Origin of the sequence: Streptomyces sp. NPDC005566 (assembly GCF_040605575.1) — a bacterium.
Lineage (GTDB): Bacteria > Actinomycetota > Actinomycetes > Streptomycetales > Streptomycetaceae > Streptomyces.
The window spans coordinates 30,087-45,283 of record NZ_JBEXDB010000014.1; the positions used below are offsets into that span (position 1 = coordinate 30,087).

The following is a 15,197-nucleotide window of genomic DNA, read 5'->3' on the forward strand; positions in this document are numbered from 1 at the left end:
CCTCATCAAATAGTTTGTGATACCGTTCACTAAGCCCGGTGACGGAGCCGAAGGACCCTAGTGAGACGGTCCATTGGCCCGAGGCATCGACTCGGACCGGGCCTACGCTCGTCCATGACGACACCACTGCCCACCCCCTGCACAAGCGGAGTTGCCGCCATGCCGTCCAACGACGTCCGGACTCTCCTCCAGGCCGCCGTGCCCACCGCTGTCGCCGGCGCTGTTGCCGCCGCGATCAGCGCCGGCATCGCCGGTGGCAAGGGAGCCCTGGGCGCGGTCGTTGCGACGCTGGTGGTGATCCTCTTCATGGGGATCGGACTGCTGGTCCTGCAACGGACCGCGAAGTCCCTCCCGCACTTGTTCCAGGCAATGGGTCTGATGCTGTACACAGCACAGCTCCTGTTGCTGTTCATCTTCGTCGCCGTGTTCAAGGACACCTCGCTGTTCAACCCGAAGGCCTTTGCGATCACGCTGGTTGCGACGACTCTCGTGTGGATCGGCGCACAGGCGCGTGCGCACATGAAGGCCAAGATCCTCTACGTCGAACCCGAGTCCAGCAAGGGTGACAAGCCCAAGAAGACGGGCCCGTCGGCGTGAAGGGTAGGGGCGGAATAAGGGCGCTCCCCGGACCCTGCTATCGTCCGGTTTCAACTGCGGCACTGCGGGCGCGGGCATGTGAGCTGACGCCTGCTCGATCGCGAGGCTCAATGCCTGACTGCCGCTCACACATTCGTAACACCAGTCCAGTGCCGAACCGCGGCCGTGCGCCGCGCCGACACATCGAGGTTGCCGTACCTATGCGCCACGCTGAAGGAGCCCGCGGTGAGTGCTGACCCGACACAGGTGCTCGCCTTCGAGACCGATTGCCACATCTTCGAGAATGATGGTTGTGGCTTCCCGGCACCCGGCTTGCACTCGTTCCTGTTCGAGCCCCTGTGGGGTGACCCGGACAGCAACTTGTACTTCAACAAGCCGATGCTGCTGGCGCTCCTCGGCTCGCTCATCATCGTCGGTTTCTTCTGGGCGGCGTTCCGGAAGCCCAAGATGGTCCCCGGCAAGCTGCAGTCGATCGCGGAGATGGGCTACGACTTCATCCGTCGCGGCATCGTCTACGAGACCATCGGCAAGCGCGAGGGCGAGAAGTACGTCCCGCTGGTCGTGTCGCTGTTCTTCTTCGTCTGGATGATGAACCTCTGGTCGATCATTCCGGTCGCCCAGTTCCCCGTGACGTCGATCATCGCGTACCCGATCGTTCTGGCACTGATCGTGTACGTGCTCTGGGTCAGCCTGACCTTCAAACGTCACGGGTTCGTCGGCGGGTTCAAGAACATCACCGGTTACGACAAGTCGCTCGGCCCGGTGCTCCCGCTGGCGATGCTGATCGAGTTCTTCTCGAACCTGCTGGTCAGGCCGTTCACGCACGCGGTCCGACTCTTCGCGAACATGTTCGCAGGTCACACCCTCCTGCTGCTGTTCACGATCGCCAGCTGGTACCTGCTCAACGGCATCGGTATCGCTTACGCCGGCGTCTCGTTCGTGATGGTCATCGTGATGACCGCGTTCGAGCTCTTCATCCAGGCGCTGCAGGCGTACGTCTTCGTACTCCTGACCTGCACCTTCATCCAGGGCGCGCTCGCAAAGCACCACTGAGCACCGCGCACCGACCCTTAGTCGTCCGGTGGCCAACCCCCACCGGTCCGTGAAAGAGAAGGAAGAACTGGCATGTCCCAGACCCTTGCTGCCGTCACCGGCTCCCTCGGCTCCATCGGTTACGGCCTCGCCGCCATCGGCCCCGGCGTCGGCGTCGGCATCATCTTCGGTAACGGCACCCAGGCTCTTGCCCGTCAGCCCGAGGCTGCCGGTCTCATCCGCGCCAACCAGATCCTCGGCTTCGCCTTCTGTGAGGCGCTCGCCCTCATCGGTCTGGTCATGCCGTTCGTCTACGGCCAGTAGTGATCCTCGGATCCACGACCAGCCACCTAGACGAAAGGCACTGATGTGAGCCAGCTGCTTACGGTCGCGTCCGAGGAGATGGAAAATCCCCTCGTCCCGCCGATTCCAGAGCTCGTCATCGGCCTCATCGCCTTCGTCATCGTCTTCGGCTTCCTCGCCTGGAAGCTCCTCCCGAACATCAACAAGGTTCTGGAAGAGCGTCGCGAGGCCATCGAAGGCGGTATCGAGAAGGCCGATGCGGCCCAGACCGAGGCCCAGAGCGTTCTTGAGCAGTACAAGGCTCAGCTCGCCGAGGCCCGCCACGAAGCCGCCCGTCTGCGCCAGGAGGCGCAGGAGCAGGGTGCCGTCATCATCCAGGAGATGAGGACGGAAGGTCAGCGGCAGCGCGAAGAGATCATCGCCGCCGGCCACGCCCAGATCGAGGCCGACCGCAAGGCCGCGGCTTCCGCGCTGCGCCAGGACGTGGGCACGCTCGCCACCGCCCTGGCCGGCAAGCTCGTCGGCGAGTCCCTCGAGGACCACGCCCGGCAGAGCGGCACCGTCGACCGTTTCCTCGACGAGCTCGAGGCGAAGGCCGAGGCTGTCCGATGAACGGAGCGAGCCGCGAGGCACTGGCTGCCGCACGTGAGCGTCTCGACGCGCTGACCGACAACACGTCGGTCGACGCGGCGAAGCTCGCCGAGGAGCTGGCAGCCGTCACCGCGCTGCTCCACCGCGAGGTATCGCTGCGCCGGGTCCTCACCGACCCGTCGCAGGGCGGCGAGGCGAAGGCCGAGCTGGCCGGACGGCTGTTCGGCGGTCAGGTGGGCGGCGAAGCCGTGGACCTGATCTCCGGCATGGTCCGCTCCCGCTGGTCGCAGTCGCGTGACCTGGTCGACTCGGTCGAGGAACTGGCGAACACCGCAGACCTCACCGCCGCCCAGCGAAGCGGCGCTCTCGACGACGTCGAGGACGAGCTGTTCCGGTTCGGCCGGATCGTCGGTTCCGACAAGGGACTGCGTTCCGCCCTGACCAGCCGGACCGCGTCCGCCGCCGCCAAGGGCGAGCTGCTCCGCAGCCTGCTCGGCGGCAAGGCGCAGCCCGTCACGGAGCGCATCGTCACGCGTCTCGTGACCCAGCCCCGTGGACGTAGCCTGGAAGCGGGACTCGACTCCCTGTCCAGGCTCGCCGCGGAGCGCCGGGACCGCATGGTCGCCGTCGTCACCTCGGCGGTGCCGCTGTCCGATCGCCAGAAGCAGCGCCTCGGCGCCGCCCTGGCGAAGATCTACGGCCGGCAGATGCACCTGAACCTGGACGTGGACCCCGCGGTCCTCGGCGGGATCTCGGTGCGCGTCGGTGACGAGGTCATCAACGGCACGATCGCGGAGCGCCTCGAAGAGGCCACCCGCCGGATGGCCGGCTGACAGCGAGCAGCGCAACCGCACCAACTGAACGAGCAAGAACAGCGGCCCGGTTGGGCCGTGCAGAAATTGCAGAAGATTCCTGGGGGTCGCCCCCAGACCCCCTTAAGAAACTTCGGGCCCAACAAGGAGAGCAGGGAACCCAGATGGCGGAGCTCACGATCCGGCCGGAGGAGATCCGGGACGCACTGGAGAACTTTGTCCAGTCGTACCAGCCGGACGCGGCCTCGCGCGAGGAGGTCGGAACGGTCAGCGTTGCCGGCGACGGCATCGCGAAGGTGGAGGGCCTGCCCTCCGCCATGGCGAACGAGCTGCTGAAGTTCGAGGACGGAACCCTCGGTCTCGCCCTCAACCTCGAGGAGCGCGAGATCGGTGCGATCGTCCTCGGCGAGTTCAGCGGAATCGAGGAGGGCCAGCCGGTGCAGCGCACCGGTGAGGTGCTCTCCGTCGGCGTCGGCGAGGGCTACCTCGGCCGTGTCGTCGACCCGCTCGGCAACCCGATCGACGGTCTCGGCGAGATTGCGACCGAAGGACGCCGCGCCCTCGAGCTGCAGGCCCCTGGCGTCATGGTCCGCAAGTCGGTGCACGAGCCGATGCAGACCGGCTACAAGGCCGTCGACGCCATGGTGCCGATCGGCCGCGGCCAGCGTCAGCTGATCATCGGTGACCGTCAGACGGGTAAGACCGCTCTGGCCGTCGACACGATCATCAACCAGCGCGACAACTGGCGCTCGGGCGACGTGAACAAGCAGGTGCGCTGCATCTACGTCGCCATCGGTCAGAAGGGCTCCACCATCGCCTCAGTGCGAGGTGCCCTGGAAGAGGCCGGCGCGCTCGAGTACACGACCATCGTCGCCGCCCCGGCGTCCGACCCGGCCGGCTTCAAGTACCTGGCGCCGTACACCGGTTCGGCCATCGGCCAGCACTGGATGTACGACGGCAAGCACGTCCTCATCATCTTCGACGACCTTTCGAAGCAGGCCGACGCCTACCGCGCCGTGTCGCTTCTGCTGCGCCGTCCGCCGGGCCGCGAGGCCTACCCGGGCGACGTCTTCTACCTGCACTCGCGTCTGCTGGAGCGCTGCGCCAAGCTCTCCGACGACATGGGCGCCGGTTCGATGACGGGCCTCCCGATCGTCGAGACCAAGGCGAACGACGTGTCGGCGTTCATCCCGACCAACGTCATCTCCATCACCGACGGCCAGTGCTTCCTGGAGTCCGACCTGTTCAACGCGGGTCAGCGTCCGGCGCTCAACGTCGGTATCTCGGTCTCCCGAGTCGGTGGCTCCGCCCAGCACAAGGCCATGAAGCAGGTTTCCGGCCGTCTGCGCGTGGACCTCGCCCAGTACCGCGAGCTGGAGGCGTTCGCCGCCTTCGGTTCCGACCTGGACGCGGCCTCCAAGGCGTCGCTGGAGCGCGGTAAGCGCATGGTCGAGCTGCTGAAGCAGCCCCAGTACGCCCCGTTCCCGATGGAGGAGCAGGTCGTCTCCGTCTGGGCCGGCACCACGGGCAAGATGGACGACGTCCCGGTCGAGGACATCCGTCGCTTCGAGGGTGAGCTGCTGGAGTACCTGCGCCGTGAGCGCAAGGACCTCCTGACCAGCATCGCCGAGGGCGGCAAGATGTCCGACGACACGCTGCAGTCGATCGCTGACGCGATCGCCGCCTTCAAGCAGCAGTTCGAGACCTCGGACGGCAAGCTTCTGGGCGAGGGCTGATCGATGGGCGCTCAGCTTCGCGTTTACAAGCGCCGCATCCAAGCCGTCACCGCTACCAAGAAGATCACCAAGGCGATGGAGATGATCGCCGCCTCGCGCATCGTCAAGGCGCAGCGCAAGGTGACGGCGTCGATGCCGTACGCGACCGAGCTCACCCGCGCGGTGACCGCGGTGGCGACCGGCTCCAACACCAAGCACCCGCTCACCACCGAGGCCGACGCCCCGGTGCGGGCCGCGGTCCTGCTCCTCACGAGCGACCGCGGTCTGGCCGGCGGCTACTCCTCCAACGCCATCAAGGCGGCGGAGCGGCTGCGTGAGCGGCTGGCGGCCGAGGGCAAGGAGGTCGACACGTACATCGTCGGCCGCAAGGGTGTCGCCTACTACGGGTTCCGCGAGCGCAAGGTCGCGGAGTCGTGGACCGGCTTCACCGACAGCCCGGAGTACGCGGACGCCAAGAAGATCGCCGCGCCCCTGATCGAGTCCATCCAGAAGGACACGGCCGAGGGTGGCGTCGACGAGCTGCACATCGTCTACACCGAGTTCGTGTCGATGATGACGCAGAACGCGGTCGACGGCCGGATGCTGCCGCTCTCGCTCGACCAGGTCGCGGAGGAGAGCGGTGCGAAGGACGAGATCCTTCCGCTGTTCGACTTCGAGCCGTCGGCCGAGGACGTCCTCGACGCTCTTCTGCCGCGCTACGTCGAGAGCCGCATCTACAACGCACTGCTGCAGGCAGCCGCTTCCGAGCACGCTGCCCGCCGCCGCGCGATGAAGTCGGCGACCGACAACGCCGGGGATCTGATCAAGAGCCTCTCCCGGCTTGCCAACGCGGCCCGCCAGGCCGAAATCACCCAGGAAATCAGCGAGATCGTCGGCGGTGCAGGTGCGCTGGCCGACGCGTCCGCGGGGAGTGACAAGTAATGACGACGACAGTTGAGACGGCCGCTGCCACGGGCCGCGTCGCCCGGGTCATCGGCCCGGTCGTCGACGTGGAGTTCCCCGTCGACGCGATGCCGGAGATCTACAACGCCCTGCACGTCGAGGTCGACGACCCGGCCGAGGCCGGCGCTCGTAAGACGCTGACCCTCGAGGTCGCCCAGCACCTGGGTGACGGCGTGGTCCGCGCGATCTCGATGCAGCCCACCGACGGTCTGGTCCGCCAGGCCCCGGTGACCGACACCGGCAAGGGCATCATGGTGCCGGTCGGTGACATCACCAAGGGCAAGGTGTTCAACACCCTCGGTCAGATCCTGAACGAGCCCGAGGCCGAGGCGCAGATCACCGAGCGCTGGCCGATCCACCGCAAGGCCCCGGCCTTCGACCAGCTCGAGTCCAAGACCGAGATGTTCGAGACCGGCCTGAAGGTCGTCGACCTGCTGACCCCGTACGTCAAGGGCGGCAAGATCGGTCTGTTCGGTGGTGCGGGCGTCGGCAAGACGGTCCTCATCCAGGAAATGATCATGCGTGTGGCGAAGCTGCACGACGGTGTGTCGGTGTTCGCCGGTGTCGGCGAGCGCACCCGTGAGGGCAACGACCTCATCGACGAGATGACCGACTCGGGCGTCCTGGAGAAGACCGCACTGGTCTTCGGCCAGATGGACGAGCCGCCGGGCACCCGTCTCCGGGTCGCGCTGTCCGCCCTGACCATGGCGGAGTACTTCCGCGATGTGCAGAAGCAGGACGTGCTGCTCTTCATCGACAACATCTTCCGCTTCACGCAGGCCGGTTCCGAGGTCTCCACGCTGCTCGGCCGCATGCCGTCCGCAGTGGGTTACCAGCCGACCCTGGCCGACGAGATGGGTGTGCTCCAGGAGCGCATCACCTCGACGCGTGGTCACTCGATCACCTCGATGCAGGCGATCTACGTCCCCGCGGACGACCTGACCGACCCGGCTCCGGCCACCACGTTCGCCCACCTCGACGCGACGACGGTTCTTTCCCGTCCGATCTCCGAGAAGGGCATCTACCCGGCCGTGGACCCGCTGGACTCCACGTCCCGCATCCTGGACCCGCGCTACATCGCGCAGGACCACTACGACACGGCCAGCCGCGTCAAGGGGATCCTGCAGAAGTACAAGGACCTCCAGGACATCATCGCGATCCTCGGTATCGACGAGCTGGGCGAGGAGGACAAGCTCGTTGTCCACCGTGCCCGTCGCGTCGAGCGCTTCCTGTCGCAGAACACCCACGCCGCCAAGCAGTTCACCGGCCTGGACGGTTCGGACGTGCCGCTCGACGAGTCGATCGCCGCGTTCAACTCGATCTGCGACGGTGAGTACGACCACTTCCCCGAGCAGGCGTTCTTCATGTGCGGTGGCATTGAGGACCTCAAGGCCAACGCCAAGGAGCTCGGCGTCTCCTGAGCCTCCGGCTCACCGAGGGGGGTGGGTGTGTCCCGCCCCCCTCACCACGCCCCGTAGAATTGACCCAACACCCGGCATGACCGCCGGGTGGTGACCCGAGGAGCCACCCTTGGCTGCTGAGCTGCATGTCGAGCTGGTCGCCGCGGACCGCAGTGTCTGGTCCGGCGAGGCCACCCTCGTTGTCGCACGTACCACGTCCGGCGACATCGGCGTCATGCCCGGTCACCAGCCGCTCCTGGGTGTGCTGGAATCGGGCCCGGTGACGATCCGTACGAGCGACGGCGGGACTGTTGTCGCCGCTGTGCACGGCGGTTTCATCTCGTTCGCCGACGACAAGCTCTCGCTTCTGGCGGAGATTGCCGAACTTGCGGACGAGATCGACGTCCAGCGTGCCGAGCGCGCGCTGGACCGTGCGAAGTCGGACACGGACGCCGCCGCCGAGCGGCGTGCGGATGTGCGACTGCGTGCGGTGGCGGTGCACTAGCACCCCACGATGTGTTTTTTACTCAGCCGCGGCCCGAGCTGGAATTATCCAGACCGTGTCGCGGCTGAGGCGATGCAGGTGCAGTTCGGTTCGGCTCGGTTCGGTATCCGTTACTCGACGATGCGAGGAGGTCGGTGGAGATGGTCCTCGCTTTGTGGGTGGGCGGTCTGGTAGTCGTACTGGTCGCGGTGGGGCTGTTCGTCTTCGGTCTGCGCAGGCGGCTGATCCAGCGTTCCGGCGGGACCTTCGACTGCAGTCTGCGCTGGGACGTGTCGCAGGAACCGGATCCGTCCGGCAAGGGCTGGGTCTACGGCGTCGCGCGCTACAGCGGTGACCGCGTCGACTGGTTCCGGGTCTTCTCCTACGCGCCTCGTCCGCGCCGCGGCCTGGAGCGCTCCGCGATCGAGGTGGTCGCGCGCCGGCTGCCCGAGGGCGAGGAGGAGCTCGCGCTCCTGTCCGACTCCGTCGTGCTCGGCTGTCTCCACCGGGGGATCCGCCTGGAGCTGGCGATGAGCGAGGACGCGCTGACCGGCTTCCTCGCCTGGCTGGAGGCGGCTCCGCCCGGCCAGCGGGTCAATGTGGCTTAGACCGACCGGCAACAGGCGCCCGGAGGTGGCGAGGGTCGGCCGCGCTGCCATGCTGCCTGCCGGGCCCCTTCCAGGTGGCGGTGCAGGGTGGATCCATGACGTGGACAGCACTACCGGTCGAGCGCACCAGGCAACTGGGCGACCTGGGTACGGTAGCTGAGCGTCAGATGCTGGAGGGCTGGCTGAGCTGGCACCGGGAAACCTTGCTGGCCAAGTGTGCCGGGCTTGGGCCGGCCCAGTTGGCCCGGGCGACCGTGGAGCCGTCGGACCTCACCCTCCTTGGCTTGGTCCGGCACATGGCGGAGGTGGAGCGATGGTGGTTCCGGCGAAGCTTCGCAGGTGAGACTGTTGGCGATGTCTTCACCGGCCCGTCAGACGGCAATGAAGGACTCGACGGAGCTCACGCAGCCGATGCGGAGAGAGACTTCGAATTGTTCCGGACCGAGGTCAAGGCGTGCGAAGCGGCGGCGGCCGGGCGCGGCCTCGACGAGACCTTCATGTCCTCTCGCGGAGTTTCCCTCAGCCTGCGCTGGGTCTACGTGCTGATGATCCAGGAGTACGCCCGCCACAACGGACACGCCGACTTCCTGCGGGAGCGGACCGACGGGGCAACAGGCGACTGAGTTCCGCGAAGAACAGCACCGTCGTCGGCTTCCACCTCCACCTGGCCGCAGCCTTCGTCACTCTCCGCATGCTGATCCGCCACGCCACCACTCACCACCGCTGGGAGCAGCGTCCCACCACACGCCGTCTCCATTGATCCATGTGCAGGTCGGTCCTGGACAGGAAGTGCCCGCTGGTTGAGGGGCCCGGACGGAGTCCGGGGGAGTGTGAACGTGGTCTGAGGGCCCGCAGACATGCGAAAACCGGGGAGACAGGGGGCGGACCTGTCTCCCCGGCGCTTTTTCGGGGCGTGCGTGCTTACAGCGTGGGGATCTAGTTGAGTCCGCTGTCCATGGCGTTCACGAGCTCGCCGTTGGCGGTGTCACCGCTGAACTCCCAGAAGAACGCGCCTCCCAGGCCCTGGCTGTTCGCCCAGGCCATCTTGGACGTGATCGTCGCCGGGGTGTCGTAGCTCCACCAGTTGGTACCGCAGTGGGCGTACGCGGTGCCGGCGATGGTGCCGGTGGCGGGGCAGGTGTTCTTGAGGACCTTGTAGTCCTCGTTGCCCGCTTCGTAGGTGCCCGGGGCCGCGCCGGTCGCCGTGCCGCCGGGGGCGGACTGGGTGACACCGGTCCAGCCGCGGCCGTAGAAGCCGATGCCGAGGAGCAGCTTCGAGGCCGGGACGCCCTGGGCCTTCAGCTTGGCGATCGCCGCGGCGGAGTTGAAGCCCTCCTGCGGGATGCCGGAGTACGAGGTCAGCGGCGAGTGCGGGGCCGTGGGGCCCTTCGGTGCGAAGGCGCCGAAGAAGTCGTACGTCATCACGTTGTACCAGTTCATGGACTGTGCGGCGCCGGCGTAGTCGGCCGCGTCGATCTTGCCGCCCGTCGAGCCGTCCGCGGTGATCGCCGCGGTGACCAGGTTGTTGGCGCCGAACTTGGTCCGCAGCGCGGAGGCGACGTTCTTCAGTGCCGCCGGGCCGCTGGTGTCACAGGTGAGACCACAGGCGTTGGGGTACTCCCAGTCGATGTCGATGCCGTCGAAGACATCGGCCCAGCGGGGGTCCTCGACCAGGTCGTAGCAGGACTGCGCGAAGGCGGCCGGGTTCTGGGCTGCCTGCGGGAAGCCACCGGACCAGGTCCAGCCGCCGAAGGACCAGAGGACCTTGATGTGGGGGTACTTGGCCTTCAGCTTGCGCAGCTGGTTGAAGTTGCCGCGCAGGGGCTGGTCCCAGGTGTCGGCGACGCCGTCGACCGCCTGGTCGGCGGTGTAGGCCTTGTCGTAGTCGGCGTAGGAGTCACCGATGGTGCACTTGCCGTTCTGGACGTTGCCGAACGCGTAGTTGATGTGGGTGATCTTGGCTGCGGAGCCGGAGGTCACGAGGTTCTTCACGTGGTAGTTGCGCCCGTAGACGCCCCACTCGGTGAAGTAGCCGAGGTTGATCTTGTCACCGGTGCCGGGGTTGCCCGGGTCGGTGGTCCCGGTGGTGCGGACGGCGACCGAGGAGCTGACCGGACCGGTCTGGTCGGCGGTGTCGCGGGCCTGCACCGTGTAGGAGTAGTCGGTGCCCTTGGTGAGACCGGTGTCGGTGTACGTCGTCGTGGTGACCGTGGCGACCTTGGCGCCGTCGCGCAGGACGTCGTAGTTCTTGATGCCCTTGTCGTCGGTGGCGGCGCTCCAGCTGAGCTTCGCCGAGGTGTCCGTCACGTTGCTCGCGGTGGGGGTGCCGGGCTTGGACGGGGCGGTGTCACCGGGGACGGTGGGGCCGCCGTCGCAGGAGGCGCCGTTCAGCTTGCAGCCGGAGGGGGAGCCGGTGCCGGTGCCGTTGAAGCCGAAGCTGATGCTGGCTCCCGGGGCGACCGTACCGTTCCAGCTGAGGTTCTTGGCGGTCCAGTGGGTTCCGGAGCTGGTGACGGTGGCGTCCCAGGCGGAGCCGACCGCGGTGCCGGAGGGGAAGTCCCACTCGATCGTCCAGGACGAGAGGGCGGTGGTGCCGGTGTTCTTGACCGTCCACGACCCCTCGAAGCCGGTGCCCCAGTCGGACTTCTTGGTGTAGGTGGCCGTCGCGGAGGTGGCGGCCTCGGCGGGGGAGGCCAGGCCGACCATCGCGGCGAGCGGCAGGAGCAGCGCGGTGAAGCCCGCGACCGCCTTCGATCTGGTGGCTCCGCCGACTCCGAGTCTCCATCTGAGTCCGGATCGGCGTAGGGGGGTTTCAGTGCTCAACGGTGCTCCTCGGGTGAGGTCCGACAAACGGGGGTGGTCCGTGGACTGCAAACCCTGCGTCGCCCTGAGAGCGCCTTGTCATGGCGTACTCACCGCAGCGTGCTTGTTCGGTGAGATTAGGAAGGTCTGGACCAATCGTCAAGAGGTCCAGACCAAAGATCAGAGGTAAACCTCAGAGATCCAACTCCTGCGCGAGTACGGCGGCTTGGACCCGGCTCCGCAGTTCCAGTTTCCCCAGCAGCCTGCTGACGTGCGTCTTCGCCGTCGCCTCCGCCATCGAGAGCCGCGCAGCGATCTCCGCGTTCGACAGCCCTTCACCGAGAGCGCCCAGCACCTCGCGCTCCCGCCGGGTCAGCGCATCGAGTACGGCGGGATCCGGTGCGCCCGGCCGGCGCGCGGGGGCGGTCGCGGCGAACTCCGCGATCAGACGCCGCGTCACGGCCGGCGCGATCAGCCCCTCGCCGCGCGCCACGGTCCGTACCGCGTCGAGCAGGTCATGCGCGTCGGTGTCCTTCAGCAGGAAGCCCGCCGCGCCCGCCCGCAGCGCCCCGAAGACGTACTCGTCCAGATCGAACGTCGTCAGCACCAGTACGTCGGCGAGCTGCTCCGCCACGACCTGCCGCGTCGCCGACACCCCGTCGAGCCGGGGCATCTGGACGTCCATCAGGACCAGATCCGGGCGCAGTTCGCGGGCCAGGCGCACGGCGCTCTCTCCGTCACCCGCCTCGCCCACGACCTCGATGTCCGGTGCGCTGCCCAGGATCAGTACCAGCCCCGCGCGCACCGCCGCCTGGTCCTCGGCGACCAGTACCCGGATCGTCATGTCCCCAACGCTCCTTCCTCGACGGGCAGTTCCGCCCGTACCTGCCAGACCTTCGTGCCGTCCCCCGCGGGAACGGGCCCTGCCTCGATCCTTCCGCCGAGCAGGGCCACCCGCTCCCGCATCCCCACGAGGCCGGCTCCCGAACCGGGCGCACGCGGTCCGGGGCGGCTGCCGAACACACTGGTGACCTCCACCGTCAACAGGTTCCCCGAGCGCCCGAGGCCGACCGTCACCGGGCCCGGCGCCGCATGCTTCAACGCGTTCGTCAGGGACTCCTGGACGATGCGGTACGCGGCCAGCTCCACCGGTGCGGGGAGCCGCCCCGGTTCCTCGCGGGTGTCGGTGAGCGTGACGGCCAGTCCGCTGGACGCGGAGTTCGCCCCCGCCTGATCGACGAGGGTGTCCAGGGACGCCAGGGTCGGTGCCGCGCTCGGCCGGGTGTCGGCGCCGCCGGCGCGCAGCAGCCCGATCAGCCGCCGCATCTCCGCCAGGCCGTCGACGCTGTTCTGCCGGATCACCCCGAGGGCGTTGCGCGAGGTGTCCGGATCGTCGATGGCGAGCGCGGCGGTGGAGTGGATGGCGATCGCGGAGAGGTGGTTGGCGACCATGTCGTGCAGTTCACGGGCCATCCGGGAGCGCTCGGCGGTCACCGCCTGGGCCCGGTCCATCTCCGCCAGCAGCGCGGTCTGGTCGGCGCGCAGCCGGGCGGTCTCGGCGGCTTCGCGGTGGTTGCGGACGCTGACGCCGGTGATGGCGGGGCAGAACGAGACCAGCCCGGTGACGACGCCGATCAGCAGCGCCTCGGCGGTGCGGAACCAGGCGAGGAAGCCGATCGTGACCGCGACCGTGACCAGGAACGTGGTCACCGGGATCCGGCGGGCCGCGGCCGGCGTTCCGTACAGCACGGCGGCGTACATGATGTCGGTGAACATCAGCACGGTGGCCAGACTGCCCGTCGTGAACTGATCGGCGACCAGGGTGAGCGTGCCGATGACCAGCGCGGTCTGCGGTGCGCTCCGGCGAAGCAGTTCCAGCCCGGCCATCACCGCGAGCGGTACGAGGGCCACCCAGTGGGCGCCGAGGAGCCGGCCGCCCTGGGTGTGCAGGCCCGCCAGCCAGAGCACCAGGCCGCCGCACAGCCCGATGACCGCGATCAGTACGTCGTGGCGGTGCGGGCGCGCAAAGGTGGACACCCGTCCATCCAACACGTCGGGGCAGCGCCGGACGTCCGTACGAGGAGTGAGGCGCGGCTACATCGAAGGATGCAGTCACGATTCGTCACTGCCGACGACGACCCGGGGCCCCGCGGACGGGAGGCTGGAGGGGACCGGGAGGAGAAGTGCCGTGATCGTCACACTGATCGTGCTCTGCGAGGTCGGCTTCTGGGTGCTGCTCGCCGCCGGACTGGCGCTGCGGTACGTCGCGAGGAAGCCCCGGCTGGGTGCGGCCGTGCTGCTGTGCGAGCCCCTGCTGGAGGTCGTCCTGCTGGTGGTGACGGCCATCGACCTGAAGAACGGCGCGGAGCCGGACTGGAAGCACGGCCTGGCCGCCGTCTACATCGGCTTCACCGTGGGACTCGGCCACTCCACCATCAAGTGGGTCGACGCCAGGGTCGCCCACCGCTTCGCGGGCGGCCCGCCGCCGGTGAGGCCCCCGAAGTACGGGATGGCGCGGGCCGCCCACGAGTGGCGCACCGCGGCCCGCTGGACCGTGGCCGCGGTGACGGCGACGGCCCTGCTCCAGCTGGCGGTCTGGTACGTGGGCGGCGACGGGGACATCGGGTCGCTGCGGATGTGGCAGCAGAAGATGCTCTGGGTGGTCGGGATCAACGTGATCATCGCCGGGAGCTACACGCTCTTCCCGAAAGCGGAACCTGACCACCCGGCGAAGCGGATGAAGGCGGACGGCTGAGCGCCCGGGCGCCGTCCGGCGAGCGGGCTCAGCGCTCGCCGCCCGGCACCCAGAGCACGTCCCCGACCTCCTTGTTCGCCGTCCTCGCCAGGATGAACAGGAGGTCGGAGAGGCGGTTCAGATACGTCGCCGTCAGCGCGTTCATCGAGTCCCCGTGCACCTCGAGCGCCGACCAGGTGGACCGCTCCGCCCTCCGCACCACCGTGCAGGCCTGGTGCAGAAGGGCAGCTCCGGGGGTGCCGCCCGGCAGGATGAAGCTGCGCAGCTTCTCCAGGTCCTCCAGGAAGGTGTCGCAGTCCCCTTCCAGCTTGTCGATGTAGGACTGCTCGACTCGCAGCGGCGGGTACTCGGGGTTCTCCACGACGGGCGTGCACAGATCCGCGCCCACGTCGAACAGGTCGTTCTGGACGCGGACGAGGACCTTCACGACGTCCTCGGAGAGCTGCCCGAGCGCGATCGCGGCGCCGATGGCGGCGTTGGCCTCGTTGGCGTCGGCGTACGCCGAGATCCGCAGATCGGTCTTGGCGGTCCGGCTCATGTCGCCGAGGGCGGTGGTGCCCTGGTCGCCGGTACGGGTGTAGATGCGCGTCAGATTGACCATGCGGCCAGCCTAGTTACGGCCACGCCCTGCCGGAGACGCGTGTGCCGACCGTCACGGCCAGGAGGGCGAAGCCGAGCGGCACCGGTACCCCGTGGAAGCACCGGGCCAGGCAGCACATCTCGGACCTCGCGACGGTGCCTTCCCTGAAGCGCGGCTTCGTGACGGTGACCGTCCAGTGCGTCGCCCGGTCCGTCCGCGCCCGCGACAGGTGGTGAGCCGGCGGCCGGAGCGGTCCTGCCGGAGCTGCGGAAAGTCGGGGTCGCCGTATCGCCGGAGCCCGGGCACAGGGACGGCTTCGCCGACTTCAGGCACCCACCGTTCCCCGGACGCGCTCGCCGTGCTCGACGACATCGAGGGACTGCTCGGCACGGGCGTACTCAACTACGCGCGACGCGCCGCCGAATGACCTCCGGCGGTGTGATGTCCGTCATGTGAGACGTGACGCGCATCTCTTCGCAGCCCCAGGGCCCCTCACGGGTACTAATCTCCGCCGGAGAGCATGTGGAAGAACCGTTGTTGAATGCATAGGGGTGC

17 protein-coding genes and 1 pseudogene are annotated in these 15,197 nt (G+C 68.1%); 14 read left to right on the forward strand and 4 right to left on the reverse strand.

The window, feature by feature from the left end:
* The first annotated feature begins 159 nt into the window (after positions 1–159).
* From ABZS61_RS22220 to ABZS61_RS22275, 12 genes and pseudogenes are all read left to right on the forward strand, one after another.
* Entirely contained in the window at positions 160–597 is a 438-nt protein-coding gene (locus tag ABZS61_RS22220) for a hypothetical protein (RefSeq protein WP_356423817.1), read from the forward strand.
* A gap of 225 nt (positions 598–822) precedes the next feature.
* Complete coding sequence (atpB, locus tag ABZS61_RS22225; protein ID WP_356423820.1) at positions 823–1,650, forward strand: F0F1 ATP synthase subunit A; 828 nt, start codon at positions 823–825, stop codon at positions 1,648–1,650.
* Positions 1,651–1,722: 72 nt separating this feature from the next.
* The gene (atpE, locus tag ABZS61_RS22230) at positions 1,723–1,953 is read left to right on the forward strand and encodes an ATP synthase F0 subunit C (protein ID WP_250967599.1); all 231 of its coding nucleotides are present in this window, start codon (positions 1,723–1,725) and stop codon (positions 1,951–1,953) included.
* 45 nt (positions 1,954–1,998) lie between these two features.
* On the forward strand, positions 1,999–2,544 hold the full coding sequence (locus tag ABZS61_RS22235; RefSeq protein WP_356423824.1) for a F0F1 ATP synthase subunit B: 546 nt from the start codon (positions 1,999–2,001) through the stop codon (positions 2,542–2,544).
* Positions 2,541–3,356: a F0F1 ATP synthase subunit delta gene (locus ABZS61_RS22240; RefSeq protein ID WP_356423827.1), complete on the forward strand. Its 816-nt coding sequence runs from the start codon at positions 2,541–2,543 to the stop codon at positions 3,354–3,356. The genes ABZS61_RS22235 and ABZS61_RS22240 overlap by 4 nt, the downstream gene beginning before the upstream one ends.
* A 143-nt stretch (positions 3,357–3,499) precedes the next feature.
* Positions 3,500–5,071, forward strand: coding sequence for a F0F1 ATP synthase subunit alpha (gene atpA, locus ABZS61_RS22245; protein WP_329207311.1), 1,572 nt, complete (start codon positions 3,500–3,502; stop codon positions 5,069–5,071).
* Positions 5,072–5,074: 3 nt separating this feature from the next.
* Positions 5,075–5,992, forward strand: coding sequence for a F0F1 ATP synthase subunit gamma (locus ABZS61_RS22250; protein WP_329207309.1), 918 nt, complete (start codon positions 5,075–5,077; stop codon positions 5,990–5,992).
* The gene (atpD, locus tag ABZS61_RS22255) at positions 5,992–7,434 is read left to right on the forward strand and encodes a F0F1 ATP synthase subunit beta (RefSeq protein ID WP_356423832.1); all 1,443 of its coding nucleotides are present in this window, start codon (positions 5,992–5,994) and stop codon (positions 7,432–7,434) included. Before ABZS61_RS22250 ends, atpD begins: the two co-directional genes overlap by 1 nt.
* 109 nt (positions 7,435–7,543) lie before the next feature.
* Positions 7,544–7,918 carry a F0F1 ATP synthase subunit epsilon gene (locus ABZS61_RS22260; protein WP_329207305.1) on the forward strand — a complete coding sequence of 125 codons (375 nt, stop codon included), beginning with the start codon at positions 7,544–7,546 and terminating at the stop codon, positions 7,916–7,918.
* Positions 7,919–8,058: 140 nt separating this feature from the next.
* Positions 8,059–8,505 (forward strand): DUF2550 domain-containing protein, encoded by a 447-nt coding sequence (locus ABZS61_RS22265; RefSeq protein ID WP_351165883.1) that lies wholly within the window; start codon positions 8,059–8,061, stop codon positions 8,503–8,505.
* Between the two features lie 95 nt (positions 8,506–8,600).
* Entirely contained in the window at positions 8,601–9,128 is a 528-nt protein-coding gene (locus ABZS61_RS22270) for a DinB family protein (protein WP_356423836.1), read from the forward strand.
* A gap of 2 nt (positions 9,129–9,130) precedes the next feature.
* Positions 9,131–9,265 (forward strand): annotated as a pseudogene (locus tag ABZS61_RS22275) (IS5/IS1182 family transposase); the annotation flags it as partial.
* 176 nt (positions 9,266–9,441) lie between these two features.
* Here ABZS61_RS22275 and ABZS61_RS22280 read toward each other — a convergent pair.
* The 3 genes from ABZS61_RS22280 to ABZS61_RS22290 all read right to left on the reverse strand — a co-directional run bounded on the left by ABZS61_RS22280 (position 9,442) and on the right by ABZS61_RS22290 (position 13,344).
* Complete coding sequence (locus tag ABZS61_RS22280; protein ID WP_356423838.1) at positions 9,442–11,328, reverse strand: glycoside hydrolase family 18 chitinase; 1,887 nt, start codon at positions 11,326–11,328, stop codon at positions 9,442–9,444.
* 172 nt (positions 11,329–11,500) lie between these two features.
* Positions 11,501–12,151 (reverse strand): response regulator transcription factor, encoded by a 651-nt coding sequence (locus ABZS61_RS22285; RefSeq protein WP_356423841.1) that lies wholly within the window; start codon positions 12,149–12,151, stop codon positions 11,501–11,503.
* A complete protein-coding gene (locus tag ABZS61_RS22290) occupies positions 12,148–13,344 on the reverse strand; it encodes a histidine kinase (protein ID WP_356423844.1) in 1,197 nt (398 codons plus the stop codon). Before ABZS61_RS22290 ends, ABZS61_RS22285 begins: the two co-directional genes overlap by 4 nt.
* A gap of 151 nt (positions 13,345–13,495) precedes the next feature.
* Between ABZS61_RS22290 and ABZS61_RS22295 the strand changes: the two genes are divergently transcribed.
* The gene (locus tag ABZS61_RS22295; RefSeq protein ID WP_356423847.1) at positions 13,496–14,062 is read left to right on the forward strand and encodes a hypothetical protein; all 567 of its coding nucleotides are present in this window, start codon (positions 13,496–13,498) and stop codon (positions 14,060–14,062) included.
* 28 nt (positions 14,063–14,090) lie between these two features.
* Here ABZS61_RS22295 and ABZS61_RS22300 read toward each other — a convergent pair whose 3' ends face one another.
* Positions 14,091–14,663 carry a cob(I)yrinic acid a,c-diamide adenosyltransferase gene (locus tag ABZS61_RS22300; RefSeq protein ID WP_356423850.1) on the reverse strand — a complete coding sequence of 191 codons (573 nt, stop codon included), beginning with the start codon at positions 14,661–14,663 and terminating at the stop codon, positions 14,091–14,093.
* A gap of 41 nt (positions 14,664–14,704) precedes the next feature.
* Between ABZS61_RS22300 and ABZS61_RS22305 the strand changes: the two genes are divergently transcribed.
* Entirely contained in the window at positions 14,705–14,878 is a 174-nt protein-coding gene (locus ABZS61_RS22305) for a hypothetical protein (RefSeq protein ID WP_356423853.1), read from the forward strand.
* The last annotated feature ends 319 nt before the right edge of the window (positions 14,879–15,197 follow it).